Origin of the sequence: Caldicellulosiruptor bescii DSM 6725, assembly GCF_000022325.1 — a bacterium.
GTDB classification, from domain to species: Bacteria; Bacillota; Thermoanaerobacteria; order Caldicellulosiruptorales; family Caldicellulosiruptoraceae; genus Caldicellulosiruptor; species Caldicellulosiruptor bescii.
Map to the genome: position 1 here is coordinate 1,208,654 of NC_012034.1, position 19,264 is coordinate 1,227,917.

The following is a 19,264-nucleotide window of genomic DNA, read 5'->3' on the forward strand; positions in this document are numbered from 1 at the left end:
TGTTATGTTTTCTCACTGAGTTGGACCACTTATTTTTTTATTTTACGGGAAGATACTTTATCTTTTTAAAGCTTATTTTTCATAATTGTTATTTACTGTTATTTATTTACAGGTATAGAAACGTTTATACAAAGCCCTTTAATTTTCTTCATCATACTCTTTACACAGAAGTGCTCTGATGTACCCATTTTCATTTGATGTTGATACAATATAAAAACCCCTTGCATAGTAGAATCGAACCAGATCTCTTACCTTAGATGCAGTGTGAAGATAAACCTTTTTGACCCCAAGCTCTTTGAGTCTCTCATCAACAACTTTCATAAGTGCCTTGCCAACGCCATTGTTTTGATAGTTGAGCCTTACACCAAAACGGCTAATATATGCTGTTTTGTCAGGAAAGATTTCAACCCTGATTGTGCCCACAATTATTCCATCCATAAAAGCAACATAAACCTCTTTTGTATCAATATCCCTTTTTATATCCTCTTCAGTCTCATTCACAGCCGCATTTTTGGCAGGGTCAATACCTGCAAGCTCACAATACTTTGTAAACGCCTCTTTTGTTATTTCTTTTATAGCCTTTACATCATCATAAGTTGCTCTTCGAACCACAAATTCCATTATTCTTTCCTCCTTCAGTGCATAATTATAAGTTAAAAAGAATAAAAATGCAAGCATATATTTTGTGGATAAAAAAATTAAATTGTGCTAAAATGAATAAAGAATCAATGTTTGTGGAGTTTAAAAATTCGAAATATAGAGAAAGGATTTGAGAAAAGTTGCGAGTGCTTGGTATTGACCCTGGAATTGCACTGACTGGTTATGGAATTATAGAGTCTAAAAATGGCTCAGAGTTTAAAGTAATCGACTATGGCAGAATAGAAACTTCAAGCAGTCTCAAAAAGTCGATGAGATTTTTACATCTTTATACTGAGCTTTGTAGCATAATTTCGCTGTACCAGCCTGACGTTGTTGCAATTGAAGAGCTTTTTTTCAACAAAAACTCAAAAACTGCTATCACAATTGGTGAGGCAAGAGGTGTGATTATTCTCACATGTATTCAAAATAACCTGAGCATTTACGAATATACCCCCCTGCAAGTTAAACAATCCATAACTGGATACGGTAGAGCAAATAAAACTCAAATACAGAAAATGGTAAAAAGTTTGCTGAGTCTTCCTGAGATTCCCAAACCAGATGATGTTGCAGATGCTTTGGCTGTTGCAATGTGTCATATACTGTCAAGCTCTTCGGTACTTTATCAGGAGGATGAAATATGATAGATTCTATTGTGGGAATAATTCAAGAGGTATTTAGTAATTATGTTATCCTCAATTACAATAACCTATACATAAAAATATTTTGTAATAGCACAAAATTCTCTGAATTTTTAGGCAAAGAAAAAAGAGTGTATGTTAGCCTAAAGTTTAATGAAAATTTATCAGAGCTTGAATGTTATGGTTTTTTGACAAGAGAGGAAAGAGAGCTTTTTTTAAAGCTACAGAAGGTAACCGGTGTTGGCAGCAAATTAGCTCTTCAGATTCTTTCTTCAATAGACTTTCAAGAGCTTATTGTTGAGATTGCAAAGGGAAATGTGGCAAAACTTGAGAAGGTAAAAGGAATTGGAAAAAAAACTGCAAGCAGGATAATTCTTGAGCTCAAAGAGACACTCAAAAAAGAATTCAAAGTGGCTTCTACTTCAGGTAAAGAAGAAAAAACTTACGAAAAACTTGAAGAAATATCTTTAGCACTTTTATCCTTGGGGTATGACATTGATGAAGTCAACCAGGTTCTTTCATCCGAAGATTTTTCTGAACTTTCTTTGGAAGATGGAATAAAACTTGCTTTGAAAAAGTTATCAAAGATTTGAGAAAAAATAAATCCAAAGAGGAATGAAATAAAATGGAAAGACTGTTGGATAATAAATTTTCTATTGAGGATGTTCATGAGGAGTCACTGCGACCAAAGACACTTGAAGAGTATATAGGCCAGCAAAAGGTGAAAGAAAAGATAAAAATCTTTATTGAAGCTGCCAAAAAAAGAAAAGAACCTCTTGACCATGTACTCTTATATGGTCCGCCTGGTCTTGGGAAAACCACCTTGGCTAACATCATTGCTAATGAAATGGGAGTTGATATAAAAATAACATCTGGTCCTGCAATAGAAAGAGCAGGCGACCTTGTTGCCATTCTTACAAATATTGGTGAAAATAATATTCTGTTTATTGATGAAATTCATAGACTAAACAGAACAATCGAAGAGGTTTTATATCCTGCAATGGAAGACAAAAAGGTTGACATTGTGATTGGCAAAGGTCCGTCCGCAAAAACTATAAGATTGACTTTGCCACCTTTTACACTCATTGGAGCAACAACAAGGGCAGGTCTTTTATCATCACCGCTGAGAGACAGGTTTGGAATAATAGAGAGGCTTGACTATTACACAGTTGAAGAGCTAAGCCAGATTGTTATGAGATCTGCCAGCATTTTAAAGTGCGATATAGAAAAAGAAGCATGCATAGAGATTGCAAAGCGCTCAAGAGGAACTCCAAGGGTTGCAAACAGACTACTTAGAAGACTTAGAGATTATGCTATGGTAAAGCACACAGGAAGTATAACATATGAGGTTGCAAAAAGTGGTCTTGAGATGTTTGAGGTGGACGAATATGGACTTGACCTTGTTGACAGAAACATTTTAGAAGCGATAGTTTACAAGTTTGGTGGAGGACCTGTTGGACTTTCTACAATTGCAGCTGCTATTAGCGAAGATGAAGGAACAATCGAAGATATTTATGAACCTTATTTGATTCAGGAAGGTTTTTTGGTAAAGACTGCGCGAGGAAGAGTTGCAACTCAAAAAGCTATAAGTCATATAGCAAAGATAAAGTTTAAGCTTAAAGAGAGCGGTGATAACAGATGAGGTTACTTATGCACACATGCTGTGGACCTTGCAGTGTGTATCCTTTGGAGAAGCTAAGTGAAGAAGGGCATGAAGTTTTTGGGCTTTTTTTCAATCCCAACATTCATCCTTATACAGAATTTAAAAACAGATTGGATTCTGCAAAACTTTTTTATGAAATGAAAGGTAAAACACTTATTGTGATAGATGAATATCCCTTGGAAGAGTTTTTGCGAAACTGTGCTTTTAGAGAAAATGCAAGGTGTATTTATTGTTATTCTGTAAGATTAGAAAGAACTGCCTTGGTTGCGAAAAAAAGTGGGTTTGATGCCTTTACAACCTCTCTTTTGGTAAGTCCTTATCAAAAGCATGAACTTATAAAAGAACTTGGAGAAGCAATTTCAAAAAAGTACGAAATTGAATTTTATTATAGAGATTTCAGGGAAGGATTTAGAGAAGGAAGGCAAAAAGCAAGAGAGATGGGACTTTATATGCAAAAGTATTGCGGCTGTATTTACAGCGAAAAAGAGAGGTTTTACAAGGAAACAAAATAATAAAGACACAAAGGTTTTTGAGGAAAATTTGCTATTGTAATGGGCAATATTCAATGCTATAATATTGAATGTTGTTTTATGAGCGCTCGCAAAGGGCAAATTGCTCCCGTAGCGGCGTGCAGGCAGAATTTGAAAAATTTCTTAAAAGCAGGAGGTATGGAAAAGAAGATGTATGCAATAATTGAAACAGGTGGAAAGCAATATAAGGTGCAGGAAGGCGATGTTTTAAAGGTTGAAAAATTAAAAGCTGATGTTGACTCTGTGGTAAAGATTGACAAGGTGCTGGCAATTTCGTCCGACGATGGGTTTGTTGTTGGAAAGCCATATGTAGATGGTGCATATGTTGAAGCGAAGGTTTTAGAACATGCAAAAGATAAGAAAATCATAGTATTTACTTACAAATCAAAAACAGGTTATCACAGAAAGCTTGGACATCGCCAGTGGTATACAAAGATTCAGATAACAAAAATAGCAAAGTAAATTAAGCAGCCAAAGATGATTGAAGCTACTTTTTTAAAATCACGAAAGAAAGGGTATTATAAAATAGTTGTCAAAGGGCACAGCCATTTTGCCCCAAAAGGTAAAGACATAGTTTGCAGTGCAGTCTCTTCAATAGTACTTGCAAATGTAAATGGCTGCATTGAGATATTGAAAGCTGAGCACTTTTTAGAACAAAAAGAAGGATATTTGGAATTTGAAGTGCTAAATAACAGTGAAGAAGTAACAAAAGGCTGTTCGCTTCTTCTTCAAACAGCATATTTAGCTTTAAAAGAGATAGAATCTCAATATCCAAAATATGTTAAAGTGGAGGTGAAAGAAGATGAAGTTAATTTTTGACATTCAGCTTTTTGCTCACAAGAAAGCTGGTGGTTCAACAAGAAACGGAAGAGATAGCGAATCAAAAAGACTTGGTGTTAAAAGGTCAGATGGTCAGTTTGTTTTGGCAGGAAACATCTTGGTAAGACAGAGAGGGACTAAATTCCACCCAGGCAAAAATGTCGGTCGTGGTGGAGATGACACACTTTTTGCTTTAGTAACAGGATATGTAAAGTTTGAAAACAAGAGAGGAAGAAAAGTTGTGTCTGTTATTCCAGCTGAAGAGATGGTTGCTGTTCAATAAAAATCTATTATGGTCTAACGCTTTTCAAAAAGAGGCAAACTGACAAAAGAGGTTTGTCTCTTTTTTTGTATCTTTTAGTTGTTCTTAAAAAGAGGTGAGATTTTCATGTTTGTGGACATAGCAAAGATTTATGTCAAAGCAGGAGACGGTGGAGATGGCATAGTTGCATTCAGGCGCGAAAAGTATGTTCCAGCAGGAGGTCCTGCAGGAGGAGATGGAGGAAAAGGCGGAGATGTAATTTTTGTTGCTGACAGAGAACTCAACACCCTGCTTGATTTTAAATACAAAAGACATTACAAGGCACAAAATGGCGAGCGTGGTGGACCTAACAATATGCACGGCAAAGACGGTGAGGATTTGATAATAAAGGTTCCTGTTGGAACTGTGATAAAAGATGCTGAAACTGGTGAGATAATTGCTGACCTGTCGAGAGAAGGCGACAGAGCAATTGTTGCGCACGGTGGAAGGGGCGGAAGAGGAAATAGTCACTTTGCAACCTCAACCCGTCAGGTGCCAAGATTTGCTGAGGTTGGGGAAAAAGGTGATGAACTTTGGGTTATATTGGAGCTCAAAGTTTTAGCAGATGTTGGGCTCATCGGCTATCCCAATGTTGGGAAGTCAACCTTCTTGTCTGTTGCAACAAACGCAAGACCTGAGATAGCAAACTATCCATTTACAACAAAGTATCCAAACCTTGGGATTGTATATATTAGCGAGGGTGAAAGTTTTGTTCTTGCCGACATTCCGGGGCTTATTGAAGGAGCAAGCGAAGGAGCAGGTCTTGGGCATCAGTTTTTACGACATGTTGAAAGAACAAAGGTTTTAATTCATATTGTTGATGTGTCTGGAAGTGAGGGAAGAGAACCTGTTGAGGATTTTATAAAAATCAATGAGGAGCTAAAAAAATACAGCCCTGAGCTTGCACAAAAGCCTCAAATTGTTGCAGCAAACAAGATGGACCTTCCTGATGCCCAGGCGTATTTTGAACTTTTCAAAGAAGAGATTGAAAAGATGGGGTATGAAGTGTATCCTGTCTCTGCTGCAACTGGCATGGGTGTAAGGGAGGTTTTAAAAAGGGCTTATGAACTTTTGAAGCAGCAAAAGGCAGCTGAAAACGTCGAAGAGGATGCAAAGCCACGGACGTTTGTGTACTATAAGAAAAAAGATGTAAAGCCGCTGACTATCAGAAAAGAAAATGGTGTATATGTTGTAGAAGGAACAGTTGTAGAGAAGGTTGCAAGAAACATAGTTTTAAATGACCATGACTCATTCAGGTATTTTCAAAATTTCTTAAACAAGCTTGGTGTCTTTGATAAGTTAAGAGAGATGGGGATACAGGATGGCGACATTGTGAGGATACTTGATGTTGAGTTTGAATATTATGAATAAGTTTTAGATTTATCATAAAAATGGATATAGACAAAACAGCAAAAATGGGTTAAAATAATTGACAAGCAAAAAGAAATTCTTAAAAGGTTTGGAGGTTATCTTTTCTAAATGGAGTGCATCAATTGTGGGAACTGCAAGGTAGGTAATACCACATACTTTTGTTTTAAGGAAAACGGGTTTGTTGTGGATGTATCAAAACAAAAGGTGGTTGAGAAGGTAAGAAGCGGTTGGAAAAAGGGGGATCCAGAGTACGAGAAGCAGCGGCGCAGGTCTCGAAAAGAAGTAGAGGTTTGAAGACAATAAAAAAACGCCGGCAGAAAGGCAAGTTCCTTTCTGCCGTTTTAGTTTATAAATAGCGAAAAAGAAATATTTTATCAAAAATTAAATTCAAAAAGAGGTGAAAAATATCTTGTTAACATCCAAACAAAGAGCAAAACTCAGGGGCATGGCAAATACAATGGATGCAATTATTCGAATTGGAAAGGAAGGGATTACAGAAGGGGTGCTCAAACAAATAGATGAAGCACTCACTGCAAGAGAGCTTATAAAAATTGCGCTTGAGAAGAACTGCGAGATCGAGCCGAAAGAAGCAATAGCTTATATATGCGAAAAACTAAACGCAGAGCCTGTACAGGTGATTGGTAGAAAAATTGTTATTTACAGAATGTCTGAAGAAAATCCAAGAATTCAGATTTAAAAAGTAGGGTATTGACCAATAGAATTATTAATGGTATAATCAAAACAACAAAATTGAATATCAGAAAATTACTTCTTATCAAGAGTGGCGGAGGGACTGGCCCAATGAAGCCCGGCAACCGGAAAAAGGTAGGGGTGCCCTTTTTCTTGGTGCCAATTCCAGCAGGTATTTTTTTAAAATACCTGGCAGATAAGAAGTAAGAAGATTTTGAAAAAAAAGTCTTCTTGTAGCTTATCTGCAGGAAGACTATTTTTTTATCTTTTTTGAAAACCAAGATATTATAAAATTAACGAAAGGGGAAAAGAGAAGATGGAAGAAAGAAAATACGGTTTTGATACTCTTCAACTTCATGCAGGGCAGTTTGTTGACAGAGAGACAAAATCAAGAGCTGTTCCAATTTACCAGACAACCTCTTACATTTTCGAAACACCTGAAGAGGCAGCAGATTTGTTTGCACTCAAAAAAGCGGGAAATATCTATACAAGAATAGGAAATCCGACAACAGATGTTTTAGAAAAAAGGATTGCAGCACTGGACGGTGGGGTTGGGGCTGTTGCAACCTCTTCAGGGCAGGCTGCTATCACTTATGCCATTTTAAATATCGCAAGAAGCGGTGATGAGGTTGTTGCAGCATCCACTTTATACGGCGGAACATACGCCCTTTTTGCTCACACATTAAGAAAGCTTGGCATCACAGTAAAATTTGTAAATCCTGATTATCCAGAAGAGTTCGAAAAGGCAATCACAGACAAGACAAAGGCTATATTTGTAGAAACTCTTGGAAATCCCAATATAAACATACCTGATTTTGAAGCGATAGCTGAAATTGCCCACAAGCATGGGATTCCATTTATTGTTGACAACACGTTTGCAACCCCGTATCTATTTCGTCCTATTGAACATGGGGCAGACATTGTTGTGTATTCAATGACAAAGTTTTTGGGCGGGCATGGAACATCAATTGCAGGGATTGTTGTTGACTCTGGCAAGTTTGAGTGGAACGAAAAATTCCCAGATTTGATTCAGCCAGACCCAAGCTATCATGGACTTATTTACACAAAAGAGTTTGGAAATGCTGCATATATTGCAAAACTAAGACTTACGCTCTTGCGCGACATTGGTGCATGCCTCTCCCCATTTAATTCGTTCTTGATACTTCTTGGTGTTGAGACACTCTCTTTGAGAATGCAAAAACATGTTGACAATGCAATGAAACTTGCCAAGTTTCTAAATGACCATCCAAAGGTTGAGTGGGTGAACTATCCAGCTTTAGAAGGTAACAAGTATTATGAGCTTTACAAGAAGTATCTTCCAAAAGGACCGGGTGCAATCTTCACATTTGGACCAAAAGGTGGCTACGATGCTGCAAAGAAGATTATAAACAATGTAAAGCTCTTTTCACACCTTGCTAATGTTGGCGATGCAAAGTCGCTTATAATTCATCCTGCATCAACAACCCATCAACAGCTAACAGAAGAAGAGCAAAGAGCAGCTGGAGTTTTGCCAGAAATGATTAGACTCTCTGTAGGTATTGAAGATATTGAAGATTTAATATATGATATTGAGAGTGCACTAAATAAAGTGTAAAATAGTTTTTAAGCTGATATTTCAAGTAGCAATGAAAGATTGCTCCAAAAATCAAGATTTATTAAATAAAAAATGGGGCAATCTTTCATTTTAATTAATCTTTTTGGTGGGGGTAAAGGAAAGTTGGAAAAATTTGAGTTCTGGGAAGAGGGCTACAAAAAATTTGTACGATTTGCTCACAACAAAGATTTTGTGTTAGAAAGTGGAAAAACATTTGGACCAATAACAGTTGCTTATGAAGTCTATGGAGAGATAAATAAAGAAAAAAATAATATCATCCTTATAACCCACGCTCTAACAGGTGATTCTCACGTTGCAAAGCATTCAGAAGATGACCCTAAGCCAGGATGGTGGGACAAGTTTGTTGGCCCTGGCAAGATGATTGACACAAATAAATATTTTGTAATATGTTCAAATGTGTTTGGGGGCTGTCAGGGGACAACAGGTCCTTCTTCTATTGACCCTGAGACAGGAAAACCTTATGGTGCTAGGTTTCCTATAATAACCATAAAAGACATGGTGAATGTTCAGAAAAAGCTTTTAGAAGCTCTAAAGATAGACCATATACTATGTGTTGTTGGCGGTTCCATGGGCGGAATGCAGGCTTTGGAGTGGGCTGTGAGCTACCCGGATTTTATGGACGGGGTTATAAACATTGCATCGCCGCTCAAACTCAACGCACAGTCCATTGCTTTCAATGAAGTTATGAGAAGGGCTATCATGGCAGACCCAAACTGGCACGGTGGAGACTACTATGACAAGACAGGACCTTCTCAGGGACTTTCAATTGCCAGAATGCTTGGCATGATAACATACCAGTCTGACAAGCTTATGGATAAAAAGTTTAATCGACGAATGAAAGACCCTGTTGAGAGCTTTTTTGAGTCGTTTAACACCGAGTTTGAAGTCGAAAGTTATTTGCACTATCAGGGTATGAAACTTGTTCAGAGGTTTGATGCAAACACATATCTTTATCTTACACGTGCCATGGACCTTTATGATTTGGGAAGGACATATGGCAGTGAAGAGGAGGCTTTAAGACGAATAAAGGCAAAATTTTTGCTCATTGCTATAACATCGGATATACTTTTTCCGCTATCTCAGATGAGATATATGAGAGACAAGCTTTTAGAAGCTGGGGTTGACCTTGTTTACAAAGAAATTGAGTCTGATTATGGTCACGACTCTTTTTTGGTTGAAGAGGAAAAATACAGGAATATTATATCTGAATTTTTAGAATTACTTTATAATAAGGAGATGATAAGATGATATTAAATATCTTAGGGGCAAGAGGACCTTATCCGGCAAAAGGTGAGCCTACATCGGGGTATCTTTTGAGGACAAAAGAGGCAAATATTCTACTTGAGTGTGGAAGTGGAGTTTTGACAAGGCTTTTGAACTTTATTTCTTTTGATGAGATTTCATTTATCATTTGCAGCCACCTTCATGCTGATCACACAAGCGATTTGGGAGTTTTGAGATACTATCTTGCATCAAGAGGGAAAGAAATAGACCTTTATATACCTTCTGAGCCAAAAGAGGAGTATGATCTGATAAGAAAAGGAGTGTACAGGGTTAAAGAAATTGAAAATAATATGGAAGCAAAAATAGGAAATCTTACAATCAAGTTTTTAGAAGGTCAGCATCCTTACAAAAGCTTTGCTGTAAAAATTGAAGTAGATGACAAGGTTTTTGGATTCTCAGGTGATACAGGATTTAAAGAAGAACTTATAGAATTTTTCAAGGATGCAGATATACTTTTGCTAAACGCAGCATACACAGACAAGGAAGTGGAGAAAATTGAACCTGAAAAGAGATTCCATTTGAGTCCAAAGCAGGCAGCTGAAATTGCAAAAAGAGCAAATGCTAAGCTTCTTGTTTTGACTCACCTAAAGCCTGAATGCAGCGAAAAAGAACATCTTCTGTCTGCAAAAGAGGTTTTTGAAAATGTTGTTCTTGCAACTGATAATGACACAATAGAATTTTAAATGAGAGGCCAAAAATCCAACGAGCTTTGTAAAATGTTTGCCGATGCCCATAATGATACGGTAACCACCGCTTTTTCAAAAGGTGAGAATCTTTACAAAAATTCCTGCCAGTTTGACTTTGAGAGGGCAAAAAAGGTTAATTTAAGACTTCAATACATGGCAATATGGCAAGACACACGTCAAGAAGGCATTGATTTTTTGAAAAATGCCTTTTATTTTTTGGACAGAATAAATGAGTACGAAATAAACAACGTAGCCAAAAGCCAAAAAATCGAAGATGGCAGGATAAACGTTTTACTTTCAATCGAGGATATATCTTTTATAAATGACACATATGAGATAGAGCTTCTAAAACAAAGAGGGGTAAAAAGTGCAACACTTTCCTGGAATCACGAAAATAAACTTTGCGGCGGTGTATATTCAGATAAAGGTTTGACAAGTATCGGACAAGAAGTTTTAAAAAAGCTACTTGAAGAAAACTTTATCATAGACCTTGCACATGCATCAAGCAAGACTTTTTTTGATGTTGTGAAACATCTAAATAAACCTTTTATAGTTAGCCATTCTAATTGTTTTAGCTTATGCCCGCACCCACGAAACCTTACAGATGAGCAGATAAAAATTGTAAGAGATTTTAATGGCATAATAGGAATCAATTTTTATTCTCCATTTGTAAAAGATGAAGGTAAAGCTAATTTGAATGATGTTCTAAGACACATAGCATATATTGCAGAGCTAATTGGTGTACAGTACATTTCGTTTGGGTCTGATTTTGATGGAGCAGATGATTTCCCGGAAGGCTTGAGAGGAGTTGAAGATTTGCCAAATATAGCAAAGAAGCTTGAAAAATATGGGTTTTCTGAAAAAGAGATTATGGACATTTGCTATTTTAATCTTACAAGGTTTACTGAAAGATTTTTAAAATGAAATTTTTATAGCTGCATCTTGCGTTTTTGATAGAAAAATTCTTAGTTTTCTGTATCAGTACTATTGAAAAATGCATATAAATATGATATAGTATTGCAAAAATGATTTGAAGGAGAGAAGCAAAAAAAATGAAATATTCTCAAAAGGCACTTAACATTTCAGCATCACCGACACTTGCCATCGATAGCCTTGCAAAAAAATTAAAAGAAGCTGGTGAAAACGTAATCGGATTTGGTGCAGGTGAGCCTGATTTTGATACTCCGGATAATATTAAGTATGCTGCAATTTCAGCTATTGTAAAAGGGTATACAAAATACACACCGGTTGCGGGGATTAGCTGTTTAAAAGAAGCTGTTGCAAAGTATTACAAGGAGAATTATGCAGTAGATTATTCTCCGGATGAAGTGGTTGTTTCAAATGGTGCAAAGCATTCACTTATGAACGTGTTTTTTGCACTTTTAAACGACGGTGACGAGGTACTTCTGCCATCTCCATATTGGGTTACATATCCAGAACTTATAAAACTTACAGGTGGGAAGGTAGTAGTTGTCCCAACAACAAAAGAAAAGAACTACAAAATAACAGTATCTGACATTGAAAGGTATGCGACGTCAAAAACAAAAGCGATTGTGCTGAACTCACCTTCAAATCCCACCGGTATGGTCTATACATATGAGGAGCTCAAACAAATTGTTGAGTTTTGTACTGAAAGAGAAATATTTATTGTCTCTGATGAAATATATGACAAGTTGATTTATGATGGCAAAAAACACATATCGGCGGCATCGATAAATGAAAAGGCAAAAGATTTTGTAGTTGTTGTAAACGGTGTTTCAAAATCGTATGCGATGACAGGATGGAGAATTGGTTATACCCTTTCAAACAAGGAACTTGCAAAGATTATGTCAAACCTTCAAAGCCACACAACCTCAAACCCAAATTCAATTGCTCAGTACGCTGCGTATGAAGCACTGGTAGGGCCGCAGGATAGCGTAAAAAAGATGATATGTGAATTTGAAAAGAGAAGAGACTTAATTTATAGCCTTGTAAATGATACCAAGTTTTTATCTGCACTGAAGCCCGAAGGTGCATTTTATATCTGGGTTGACATATCTGCTACTGTTGGAAAGAGTTTTGAAGGCAAATTAATAGACTCGGCAAATACATTTGCAAAAATTCTTTTGGAAGTAGAAAAGGTAGCTGTAGTTCCAAGTGAAGGATTTGGAATGGAAAATCATATAAGACTTTCATATGCAACATCTGAGAAGAATATAAGAGAAGGGCTTGAAAGAATCAAGAGGTTTGTTGAAAAACTAAGTTAGTAGTATAATATATGGTATCAAATGCTAAAGAATTGATAAGTAATGGGGATGTGAAGTAAGGTGAACGATATTTATGAGACACCACTAAATTCAAGATATGCAAGCGATGAGATGAAGAGACTTTTTTCAAACGATACACGTTTTAAGCTTTGGCGCAAGCTCTGGATTGCACTGGCAGAGGCACAAAAAGAACTTGGTCTTGATATTACAGATGAGCAGATTGAAGAGATGAAAAGATATGCAGAGGATATAAATTATGAAGTAGCAAGGCAAAAGGAAAAAGAGCTCAGGCACGATGTGATGGCGCATATCCATGCGTTTGGCGAGCAGGCCAAAAAAGCAAGACCAATAATTCATCTTGGTGCAACAAGCTGTTTTGTTACAGACAACGCAGATATTATCATTATGTATGAAGCGTTAAAACTTATCAGAAAAAAACTTGTAAACTGCATAAAGGTTTTGTCCGACTTTGCTCTAAAGTATAAAGATATGCCCACGCTCGGATTTACGCATTTTCAGCCTGCACAGCTGACAACTGTGGGCAAAAGAGCCATGCTTTGGGTTCAGGATTTGGTTATGGATTTAGAGTTTTTGGAGTATGTAATGGAGCATACTTATCTGAGAGGAGTCAAAGGGACAACAGGAACTCAAGCAAGTTTTATGGCACTTTTTGACGGCAATGAAGAGAAAGTAAAAATGCTTGACAAGCTTGTATGCAAAAAGATGGGGTTTGAAAAAAGTTTTCCGCTGACATCCCAAACATATCCACGAAAATATGATTTTCTGGTCTTATCAGTTTTAGCTTCAATTGCGCAAAGCAGTTACAAGTTTGCAAATGATATAAGACTTTTGCAACACTTAAAGGAAATTGAAGAACCGTTTGAGAAAACTCAAGTTGGTTCATCTGCGATGGCATACAAGCGAAATCCTATGAGAAGTGAAAGAATCTGTGCCTTAGCAAGATATGTCATGGTGAATATTCAAAATCCGCTGTTTACAGCATCGGTTCAGTGGCTTGAAAGAACATTAGATGATTCGGCAAATAGAAGAATATCAATTCCAGAGGCGTTTTTGGCAACGGATAGTATTTTGAACCTTTATCACAACGTTGCAAGTGGGCTTGTTGTATATGAGAGAATGATAGAAAGGCATATACAGCAAGAACTTCCATTTATGGCAACTGAGAATATATTGATGGAAGCTGTAAAGCGTGGCGGTGACAGACAAGATTTGCATGAGAAAATAAGAAAGTATTCTATGGAAGCTGGAAGAAATGTCAAAGAGTTTGGGAAAGAAAATAATCTTATAGAGCTTATTTCAAATGATCCAAGTTTTAAACTTTCAAAAGAGGAAATTCAGGCTATTTTGGACCCCAAAAAATTTGTGGGAAGGGCACCTTCACAGGTGCAAGAGTATTATAATGAGTATGTAAAGCCAATACTTGAAAAGTATAAAGATGATCTTAATTTTGAATCACAGGTTAATATATAAAAAAGGGGCTTTTACATTTAAATGTAAAAGCCCCTCTTTTAAATTTTTATATCTTAAATATTTCAACTTTTTTGGCCATTTGCTGAGCAAGGTTTTCTAAGTTTTTCATTGTAGAGGCAATTGTTTGAGCTGTTGCAGTTTGTTCTTCTGTTGAAGCGGCAGTTTGCTGGGTTGCAGCGGCAGTTTCTTGAGCAATACTTGCAATGTTGGCAATTTCTTGAGATATTGCAGAAATACTACTGCTTGCTATTTCTGCACTTTTTGTCACGTTATTTATCATTTCAATTAAGTCTTTTGAGAACTGCAAAATTTGTAAGTAAACTTCTTTGGTCTGCTTTGTTATATTATCTTGGGTTTCTAATGTTTTGTTAAACACTTCAGATTGATTGGTAATTGTTTGAATATTCTCATAAATATCCTTTAAGAGCGTTCCTATTTGTTTTGCAGAAGTTGATGTTTGGTCAGAAAGCTTTCTTATCTCATTTGCAACCACCATAAAGCCTTTGCCAGCATCACCAGCTCTTGATGCCTCAATTGATGCATTCAGAGCAAGAAGGTTTATCTCTTTAGAAAGATTTGTTATAAAAGATGTTATTTTAACAATTTCATTACTCATCTCAGAGAATCTTGTCATAATATTTTGCACATCTTGCCATATGTTTTTTACGCTATTCATATTTTGTTCTTGTGAAAAGATTAGTTCCTGCCCATTGTTGATTATCTGATGTACAGCTTGAACGGAAGAATAAGCCTCTTTCATTTTTTCATAAATGTCCTGTACAGAATTTGAAAGAGCAGAAAGTCTCTGGCTTGACTTTTCAATCGAGTTTGCCTGTTCAGAGCTTCCCTTTGCAACATCTGAAATTGCAAGTGCTATTTGCTCTGACACATTTGCAATCTCACTTGATGCAGATGTAAGCTCCTTTGCAGCATCTAAAACTGAACCTGCAACATCTTTTATTTGTTTTATCATCTCCTTTATATTTTTACTCATCATGATAAAAGCACTCATTACTTTTCCAATCTCGTCTGAGCTAATATTTTTAATCTCATCTGTCTTAGACAAGTCAAAATGCGAAAGTAAATCTGCCATCTTTTCAACCTGTGAAAGCCTTCGACCAAGTGACAATGTTATTGTGAAAATGAGAAGCATAGCTATTAAAAGTATTAAACCTGCAATTAACCTAATAGTTATTTTAATCTTATTTTGATATTCAACTAAGTCATCTATGTAGATACCTGTACCAAGTATCCAGCCCCATGGTTTGAACAGTGTTACATATGACATCTTCGGATAGAGCTTTTTTGTATTGGGTTTTTCCCACTGATACTTTACAAATCCTTCACCTTTTTTCTTAACAATATCAACCATTGCAACAAAAAGTTTGAATCCTGTTGGATCTTTGTAATTACTCAAATCCTGCCCTTCTAATTCTTTCTTGAAAGGATGCATAACCATTTTTGGTTGCAAGTCATTTATCCATATATAGTCTGTAGTGTTGTACCTTAGGTTTCTAATTATTTCTTTTGCAGTATTTTGAGCTTGTTGCTGTGATATTTTACCTGCTTGCTGTAATTTGTACTCATTTTCACAAATAGAAACTGCTACTTGAACAATATTCTTTAGTTTATTTTTTATCTGGTTTTCAATGGTTGTCATAACAGAGGGGATGATATAAGCTTCTAAAGTGATGATAAAAGCTAAAAAGATAAAAGAAAAAAGAAAAACAAGCTTGGTTCTTATTTTAACATTCTTAAACAAAATTATACCTCCAATCTCAAGATTATTTTTAAATATTTTTTACCCAATATTAAAAAACAAAAACAAATCTTTTTTAATTGTTTAAAAGTACACTTATATCATTGTAAAGTTCTAGTAAAACCTCCTGATAATCTCTTTTTCCTTCTTCCACTATATCCATGAGTTTTTCAAGCTCGCGTGTAGTTTGCTCATTCACATATTCACCATATTTTTGTGAAAGATAAGAATATACCTTCTTACCAAGCGATGTTGACCTTATTCTTCTAAAGCTATCTTCAAAAACATATCCTCTTTTGAAAAGTGTCTCTACCATCTTCGCATATGTTGAAGGCCTTCCTATGTTTTTCTGTTTCATTTCGTCAATAAGACTTGCCTGGGTGTAAAGCTGAATGGTATGTTTTTTATAACTTCGCTTGTCAGTTAAGCTATAATCCTTATTTTCAAACAAAGGGTAAATCTGCATAGGAAGAAATTCAAGCCAGCCCTCTTCTTCCACTTTCACTGGGATGTCCTTGACAATTTCAATGTCATTGATTTTAAAATGCACTTTTTGAACCAAAACCTTCGGATTTTTCATTTGGCTGCTCATAAACCTGTTGAAAATAAGCTGATAAACTTTTATGTGATTTTGTGAAATACCCTGTGTATATTTTTCATAGGCAAGCTCTTTTAGCTCCTCAGGTGATATTGGTTTTACAGGTCTTATTGCTTCATGAGCGCCTTCATTTCCAAAACTTCTTGGTAAAAAGAGTTCCTTTTTACCAACCTTTTCTAAAAACATTCTTGCAATGTTCTGTCCTGTTACCGAAATTCTTGTTGAGTCTGTTCTGTGATAAGTAATAAAGCCGTGCTCAAACAAAAACTGCAAAATCTCCATTATTCTTGGTACATCCAGGTTTAGTTTTTGTGAAGCCAAAGATAGTAATGATGAGGTTGAAAATGGAGCAGGTGCAGATATTTCCTCTATTTTTTGTTCAACAATCTGCGCTTTTACTCTTTCGCATTCAATTTCACCTTCAATTTCAAGATTATATCCGTTTTCAAGTTTTAGCAGAGTAAATGTTTTCTCACTTTTTGCATATTCCTTTTCTCTTTCAACAATCCAGCCAAGAATGGTTGACTGGACCCTTCCCGCAGAAAGATTGTAACTTTTAAAATTTTCTTGAAGCTTTGAAGAAAGCTCAAATCCTACCCATCTATCTTCTATTCTTCGCACAATTTGAGATTTTACAAGGTTTGTATTGAACTGTCGTGGATTTCTCAAGGCACTGTCAAGACCATAGCGTGTAATTTCATGCATTTCAATTCTTTTAATGTTACTATTTGCAGGTTTTATATACTGTGAAATGTCCCATGATATCTTTTCACCTTCAACATCAGGGTCTGTTGCAATCAAAACTTCGTCAACCTCAAGTGCAAGCTCACGCAATGTTTTTAAGATTTCTTTTTTATCATCAATTGTATTAGATGCACATTTGGGACAGCTATCAAGCTCATCTGTAAATTGTGTATTGCATTTCATGCAGCGTTTAATAGAGTTGTAATAAGGAATAAATTTTCCATCATGGTACTCAACACCGTGTAGACCCTTTTTTGTTTCAAGGTCGTACACATGCCCTTTTGATGCAGTGATAAGTAGAATTCCTTCCGGTGTTATCGACTCATATACAGAGAGTTTACCATATCTTCTTGTTGAGGCTTTTTCCAAAAACTTCGAAATGGTATCAGCTTTTGTTGGAGATTCAACTATCATAAGTCTTGACTTTGTGTCATTTTGATAAAAATCATCATTTTGGATTTTTCTGCTCACTTTTACCTCTTCCATAAGACTTTCAAAATCTACTTCATTTTCCTCCATCCATTCCTCATCCAGCAAAAACATGAGTCGTGACTTTAAGCTCTCAAAAATAGTATCATCTTCTTCAAAGAGGATTGAAACCCCTTTTGTCAGGCGCATTCCAAACATTCTCGAGGTTCTGCCAGAACCTTGGATGTATGTTGGAACGTCAGGGATAACCAGTTTGCCATCGTCGGTTAATTTCAGGTGTGAGAATATTTTATTTACAATTTTACTGTAGTCCTCCTTAGATATATATTTTGAGACAAGCTGTCTGAGCTTTTCTGTTTGCAGAATTTCAACATTTTTAAAATACTCCTTGAGCTTAGGATGATTATCAAGGTATTCAACAAAGACCCTTTCAAGTACGAATCGAGGAGCTTTATCCATGTCAATCGAAAATCTAAAACAAGGTGTTTCCCAAAAAATACAGTATTTTATGCGTGAAGGTAAATCAATTCCTCTTATTAGTTTTCCATAGTAAGAAGAGACGCCACAGATGACATTCAACTTTCCTTCTTTGAAAAGCTCAAATTCCTTCTCAAAATCATTCCATGTAGCTCCAATTTTGATACTATTATCTAAAAGAAATTTAACAATTTCTTTTCCTTCTTCCTCGGTGTTGACAAACAGAAGTATACCATCTTTTAAGATGTTGATTATTTCAAGCAATTTTTCTTTTGACTTCTTTTTGATTCTTATATTAGTGATATTTCGTATATTGAAGGTAAATCTGCCAATTTCAAAACCCAAAAGTTCTCTGAAAAGAAGAGGTTTTAATCCCTGCGGCTTTGCTGTTGCTGAGGATACTATGAGCATTCCCTTATTTTTAGAACCATTTGAAACTGTATCTTGCCCATTTTCTCTATTTTTGCTTCTCAATCTTTCGGTTGCTTTTTCAATCTCATCTTCTGAAAAGCCTATCATCTGGAGTAATGTATCGATGTTCTTTGAAGATTTCAAAACAGCATCTACATCATCTACAAATACAAGGTCAAAAAACATTTTAGATAGAACATCTTTTCTTTTTGAAACAAACTGAGTGGTTATTATAAGTATATCAAAGTCGCAAGATATAAACCTTTTTTCAAATTCTTCTTTTCTACTTTTTGTCATCGAAGAGTTAAATAATAAGATTTTCACAGCGTTTGCATTTTCTAGTTTTGTTTTAAACTCTTCAAGTCTTTCAAAAGACTGCTGTGCAAGCGAGACTGTGGGGAATACAAGAGCTGACTTTTTGCCATTTAGCGCCAAAAAAAGGCTTGCTACAAGTCCAAAAGTGGTTTTACCAACTCCTGTTGGGGCAACAAGCGTGAAGCTTTTTGAGAGCAAAAAACGTCGTGCCCATGTTCTTTGGTATCCTGTCAATGGTTTTTGAAAAATATGCTCAAAAAACTTTTCAAACATTTTATAGTTTTGGTGAAAGTTCCAGTATATTTGATAATCTTTCAATAACCCGCGACCTTTTAAGAGTTCAAATACATTTTCGGTAAGATGGTCATCTTTAAGACACTTCTCACATGGAAGCCCTTTTTCATTTCTTGTATCTGTATTTATTCCACTGCAGTTTATGCATGAATGGTAGTATTTCGCACCTGTTGCCAACAAACACTCCTCCTGTTTTTTAAGATTTTAATTAGCTCTTCTATTTTTCAATATACTAAGTAAAATAGTAAAATTCAATACTGCAAA

At 35.9% G+C, this 19,264-nt stretch carries 19 protein-coding genes and 1 riboswitch; of the genes, 16 read left to right on the plus strand and 3 right to left on the minus strand.

The features are described 5' to 3' along the window. Positions 1–138: 138 nt before the first annotated feature. The gene (locus ATHE_RS05570) at positions 139–621 is read right to left on the minus strand and encodes a GNAT family N-acetyltransferase (RefSeq protein WP_011917090.1); all 483 of its coding nucleotides are present in this window, start codon (positions 619–621) and stop codon (positions 139–141) included. Between the two features lie 158 nt (positions 622–779). On the opposite strand from ATHE_RS05570, the gene ruvC reads away from it, so the two are divergent. From ruvC to purB, 16 genes are all read left to right on the plus strand, one after another. After that, positions 780–1,280, plus strand: a complete 501-nt coding sequence (gene ruvC / locus ATHE_RS05575) for a crossover junction endodeoxyribonuclease RuvC (RefSeq protein ID WP_041727123.1) — start codon at positions 780–782, stop codon at positions 1,278–1,280. After that, entirely contained in the window at positions 1,277–1,870 is a 594-nt protein-coding gene (ruvA, locus tag ATHE_RS05580) for a Holliday junction branch migration protein RuvA (protein ID WP_015907619.1), read from the plus strand. The genes ruvC and ruvA overlap by 4 nt, the downstream gene beginning before the upstream one ends. Positions 1,871–1,902: 32 nt before the next feature. Beyond that, the gene (gene ruvB, locus ATHE_RS05585; protein WP_015907620.1) at positions 1,903–2,919 is read left to right on the plus strand and encodes a Holliday junction branch migration DNA helicase RuvB; all 1,017 of its coding nucleotides are present in this window, start codon (positions 1,903–1,905) and stop codon (positions 2,917–2,919) included. Next, on the plus strand, positions 2,916–3,452 hold the full coding sequence (locus ATHE_RS05590; RefSeq protein ID WP_041727125.1) for an epoxyqueuosine reductase QueH: 537 nt from the start codon (positions 2,916–2,918) through the stop codon (positions 3,450–3,452). Before ruvB ends, ATHE_RS05590 begins: the two co-directional genes overlap by 4 nt. Before the next feature lie 168 nt (positions 3,453–3,620). After that, positions 3,621–3,932 carry a 50S ribosomal protein L21 gene (gene rplU / locus ATHE_RS05595; RefSeq protein ID WP_011917095.1) on the plus strand — a complete coding sequence of 104 codons (312 nt, stop codon included), beginning with the start codon at positions 3,621–3,623 and terminating at the stop codon, positions 3,930–3,932. A 15-nt stretch (positions 3,933–3,947) separates the two neighbouring features. Then, positions 3,948–4,289, plus strand: a complete 342-nt coding sequence (locus ATHE_RS05600) for a ribosomal-processing cysteine protease Prp (RefSeq protein ID WP_015907623.1) — start codon at positions 3,948–3,950, stop codon at positions 4,287–4,289. After that, a complete protein-coding gene (rpmA, locus tag ATHE_RS05605; RefSeq protein WP_013290701.1) occupies positions 4,273–4,572 on the plus strand; it encodes a 50S ribosomal protein L27 in 300 nt (99 codons plus the stop codon). The genes ATHE_RS05600 and rpmA overlap by 17 nt, the downstream gene beginning before the upstream one ends. A gap of 105 nt (positions 4,573–4,677) precedes the next feature. Next, positions 4,678–5,961, plus strand: coding sequence for a GTPase ObgE (gene obgE / locus ATHE_RS05610; protein WP_015907624.1), 1,284 nt, complete (start codon positions 4,678–4,680; stop codon positions 5,959–5,961). Positions 5,962–6,069: 108 nt separating this feature from the next. Further along, positions 6,070–6,255, plus strand: a complete 186-nt coding sequence (locus tag ATHE_RS05615) for a hypothetical protein (protein WP_011917100.1) — start codon at positions 6,070–6,072, stop codon at positions 6,253–6,255. A 115-nt stretch (positions 6,256–6,370) separates the two neighbouring features. After that, entirely contained in the window at positions 6,371–6,658 is a 288-nt protein-coding gene (gene yhbY, locus ATHE_RS05620) for a ribosome assembly RNA-binding protein YhbY (protein ID WP_013403491.1), read from the plus strand. A 72-nt stretch (positions 6,659–6,730) separates the two neighbouring features. After that, positions 6,731–6,854: riboswitch (SAM riboswitch) on the plus strand. Between the two features lie 113 nt (positions 6,855–6,967). Continuing rightward, a complete protein-coding gene (locus ATHE_RS05625; RefSeq protein WP_015907625.1) occupies positions 6,968–8,245 on the plus strand; it encodes an O-acetylhomoserine aminocarboxypropyltransferase/cysteine synthase family protein in 1,278 nt (425 codons plus the stop codon). A gap of 123 nt (positions 8,246–8,368) precedes the next feature. After that, positions 8,369–9,514, plus strand: coding sequence for a homoserine O-acetyltransferase MetX (gene metX, locus ATHE_RS05630; protein ID WP_015907626.1), 1,146 nt, complete (start codon positions 8,369–8,371; stop codon positions 9,512–9,514). Continuing rightward, positions 9,511–10,233, plus strand: a complete 723-nt coding sequence (locus tag ATHE_RS05635) for an MBL fold metallo-hydrolase (RefSeq protein WP_015907627.1) — start codon at positions 9,511–9,513, stop codon at positions 10,231–10,233. The genes metX and ATHE_RS05635 overlap by 4 nt, the downstream gene beginning before the upstream one ends. 33 nt (positions 10,234–10,266) lie before the next feature. Further along, entirely contained in the window at positions 10,267–11,160 is an 894-nt protein-coding gene (locus ATHE_RS05640; protein WP_015907628.1) for a dipeptidase, read from the plus strand. A gap of 128 nt (positions 11,161–11,288) precedes the next feature. Beyond that, positions 11,289–12,482, plus strand: coding sequence for a pyridoxal phosphate-dependent aminotransferase (locus tag ATHE_RS05645; protein ID WP_015907629.1), 1,194 nt, complete (start codon positions 11,289–11,291; stop codon positions 12,480–12,482). 60 nt (positions 12,483–12,542) lie between these two features. Further along, positions 12,543–13,973 (plus strand): adenylosuccinate lyase, encoded by a 1,431-nt coding sequence (gene purB / locus ATHE_RS05650; RefSeq protein WP_015907630.1) that lies wholly within the window; start codon positions 12,543–12,545, stop codon positions 13,971–13,973. A 46-nt stretch (positions 13,974–14,019) separates the two neighbouring features. Here the strand turns inward: purB and ATHE_RS05655 are convergent, their stop codons facing one another. Next, the gene (locus ATHE_RS05655; RefSeq protein WP_015907631.1) at positions 14,020–15,735 is read right to left on the minus strand and encodes a methyl-accepting chemotaxis protein; all 1,716 of its coding nucleotides are present in this window, start codon (positions 15,733–15,735) and stop codon (positions 14,020–14,022) included. Positions 15,736–15,808: 73 nt separating this feature from the next. Then, complete coding sequence (gene rgy, locus ATHE_RS05660) at positions 15,809–19,177, minus strand: reverse gyrase (RefSeq protein ID WP_015907632.1); 3,369 nt, start codon at positions 19,175–19,177, stop codon at positions 15,809–15,811. Between the last annotated feature and the right edge of the window lie 87 nt (positions 19,178–19,264).

Bases quoted from the DNA above. Each gene is read 5' to 3' on its own strand.
- ATHE_RS05570 (WP_011917090.1), bottom strand. From the start codon at position 621: ATGGAATTTGTGGTTCGAAGAGCAACTTATGATGATGTAAAGGCTATA.
- ruvA (WP_015907619.1), top strand. From the start codon at position 1,277: ATGATAGATTCTATTGTGGGAATAATTCAAGAGGTATTTAGTAATTAT.
- ruvB (WP_015907620.1), top strand. From the start codon at position 1,903: ATGGAAAGACTGTTGGATAATAAATTTTCTATTGAGGATGTTCATGAG.
- ATHE_RS05590 (WP_041727125.1), top strand. From the start codon at position 2,916: ATGAGGTTACTTATGCACACATGCTGTGGACCTTGCAGTGTGTATCCT.
- rplU (WP_011917095.1), top strand. From the start codon at position 3,621: ATGTATGCAATAATTGAAACAGGTGGAAAGCAATATAAGGTGCAGGAA.
- ATHE_RS05600 (WP_015907623.1), top strand. From the start codon at position 3,948: ATGATTGAAGCTACTTTTTTAAAATCACGAAAGAAAGGGTATTATAAA.
- rpmA (WP_013290701.1), top strand. From the start codon at position 4,273: ATGAAGTTAATTTTTGACATTCAGCTTTTTGCTCACAAGAAAGCTGGT.
- obgE (WP_015907624.1), top strand. From the start codon at position 4,678: ATGTTTGTGGACATAGCAAAGATTTATGTCAAAGCAGGAGACGGTGGA.
- ATHE_RS05615 (WP_011917100.1), top strand. From the start codon at position 6,070: ATGGAGTGCATCAATTGTGGGAACTGCAAGGTAGGTAATACCACATAC.
- ATHE_RS05625 (WP_015907625.1), top strand. From the start codon at position 6,968: ATGGAAGAAAGAAAATACGGTTTTGATACTCTTCAACTTCATGCAGGG.
- ATHE_RS05635 (WP_015907627.1), top strand. From the start codon at position 9,511: ATGATATTAAATATCTTAGGGGCAAGAGGACCTTATCCGGCAAAAGGT.
- ATHE_RS05640 (WP_015907628.1), top strand. From the start codon at position 10,267: ATGTTTGCCGATGCCCATAATGATACGGTAACCACCGCTTTTTCAAAA.
- ATHE_RS05645 (WP_015907629.1), top strand. From the start codon at position 11,289: ATGAAATATTCTCAAAAGGCACTTAACATTTCAGCATCACCGACACTT.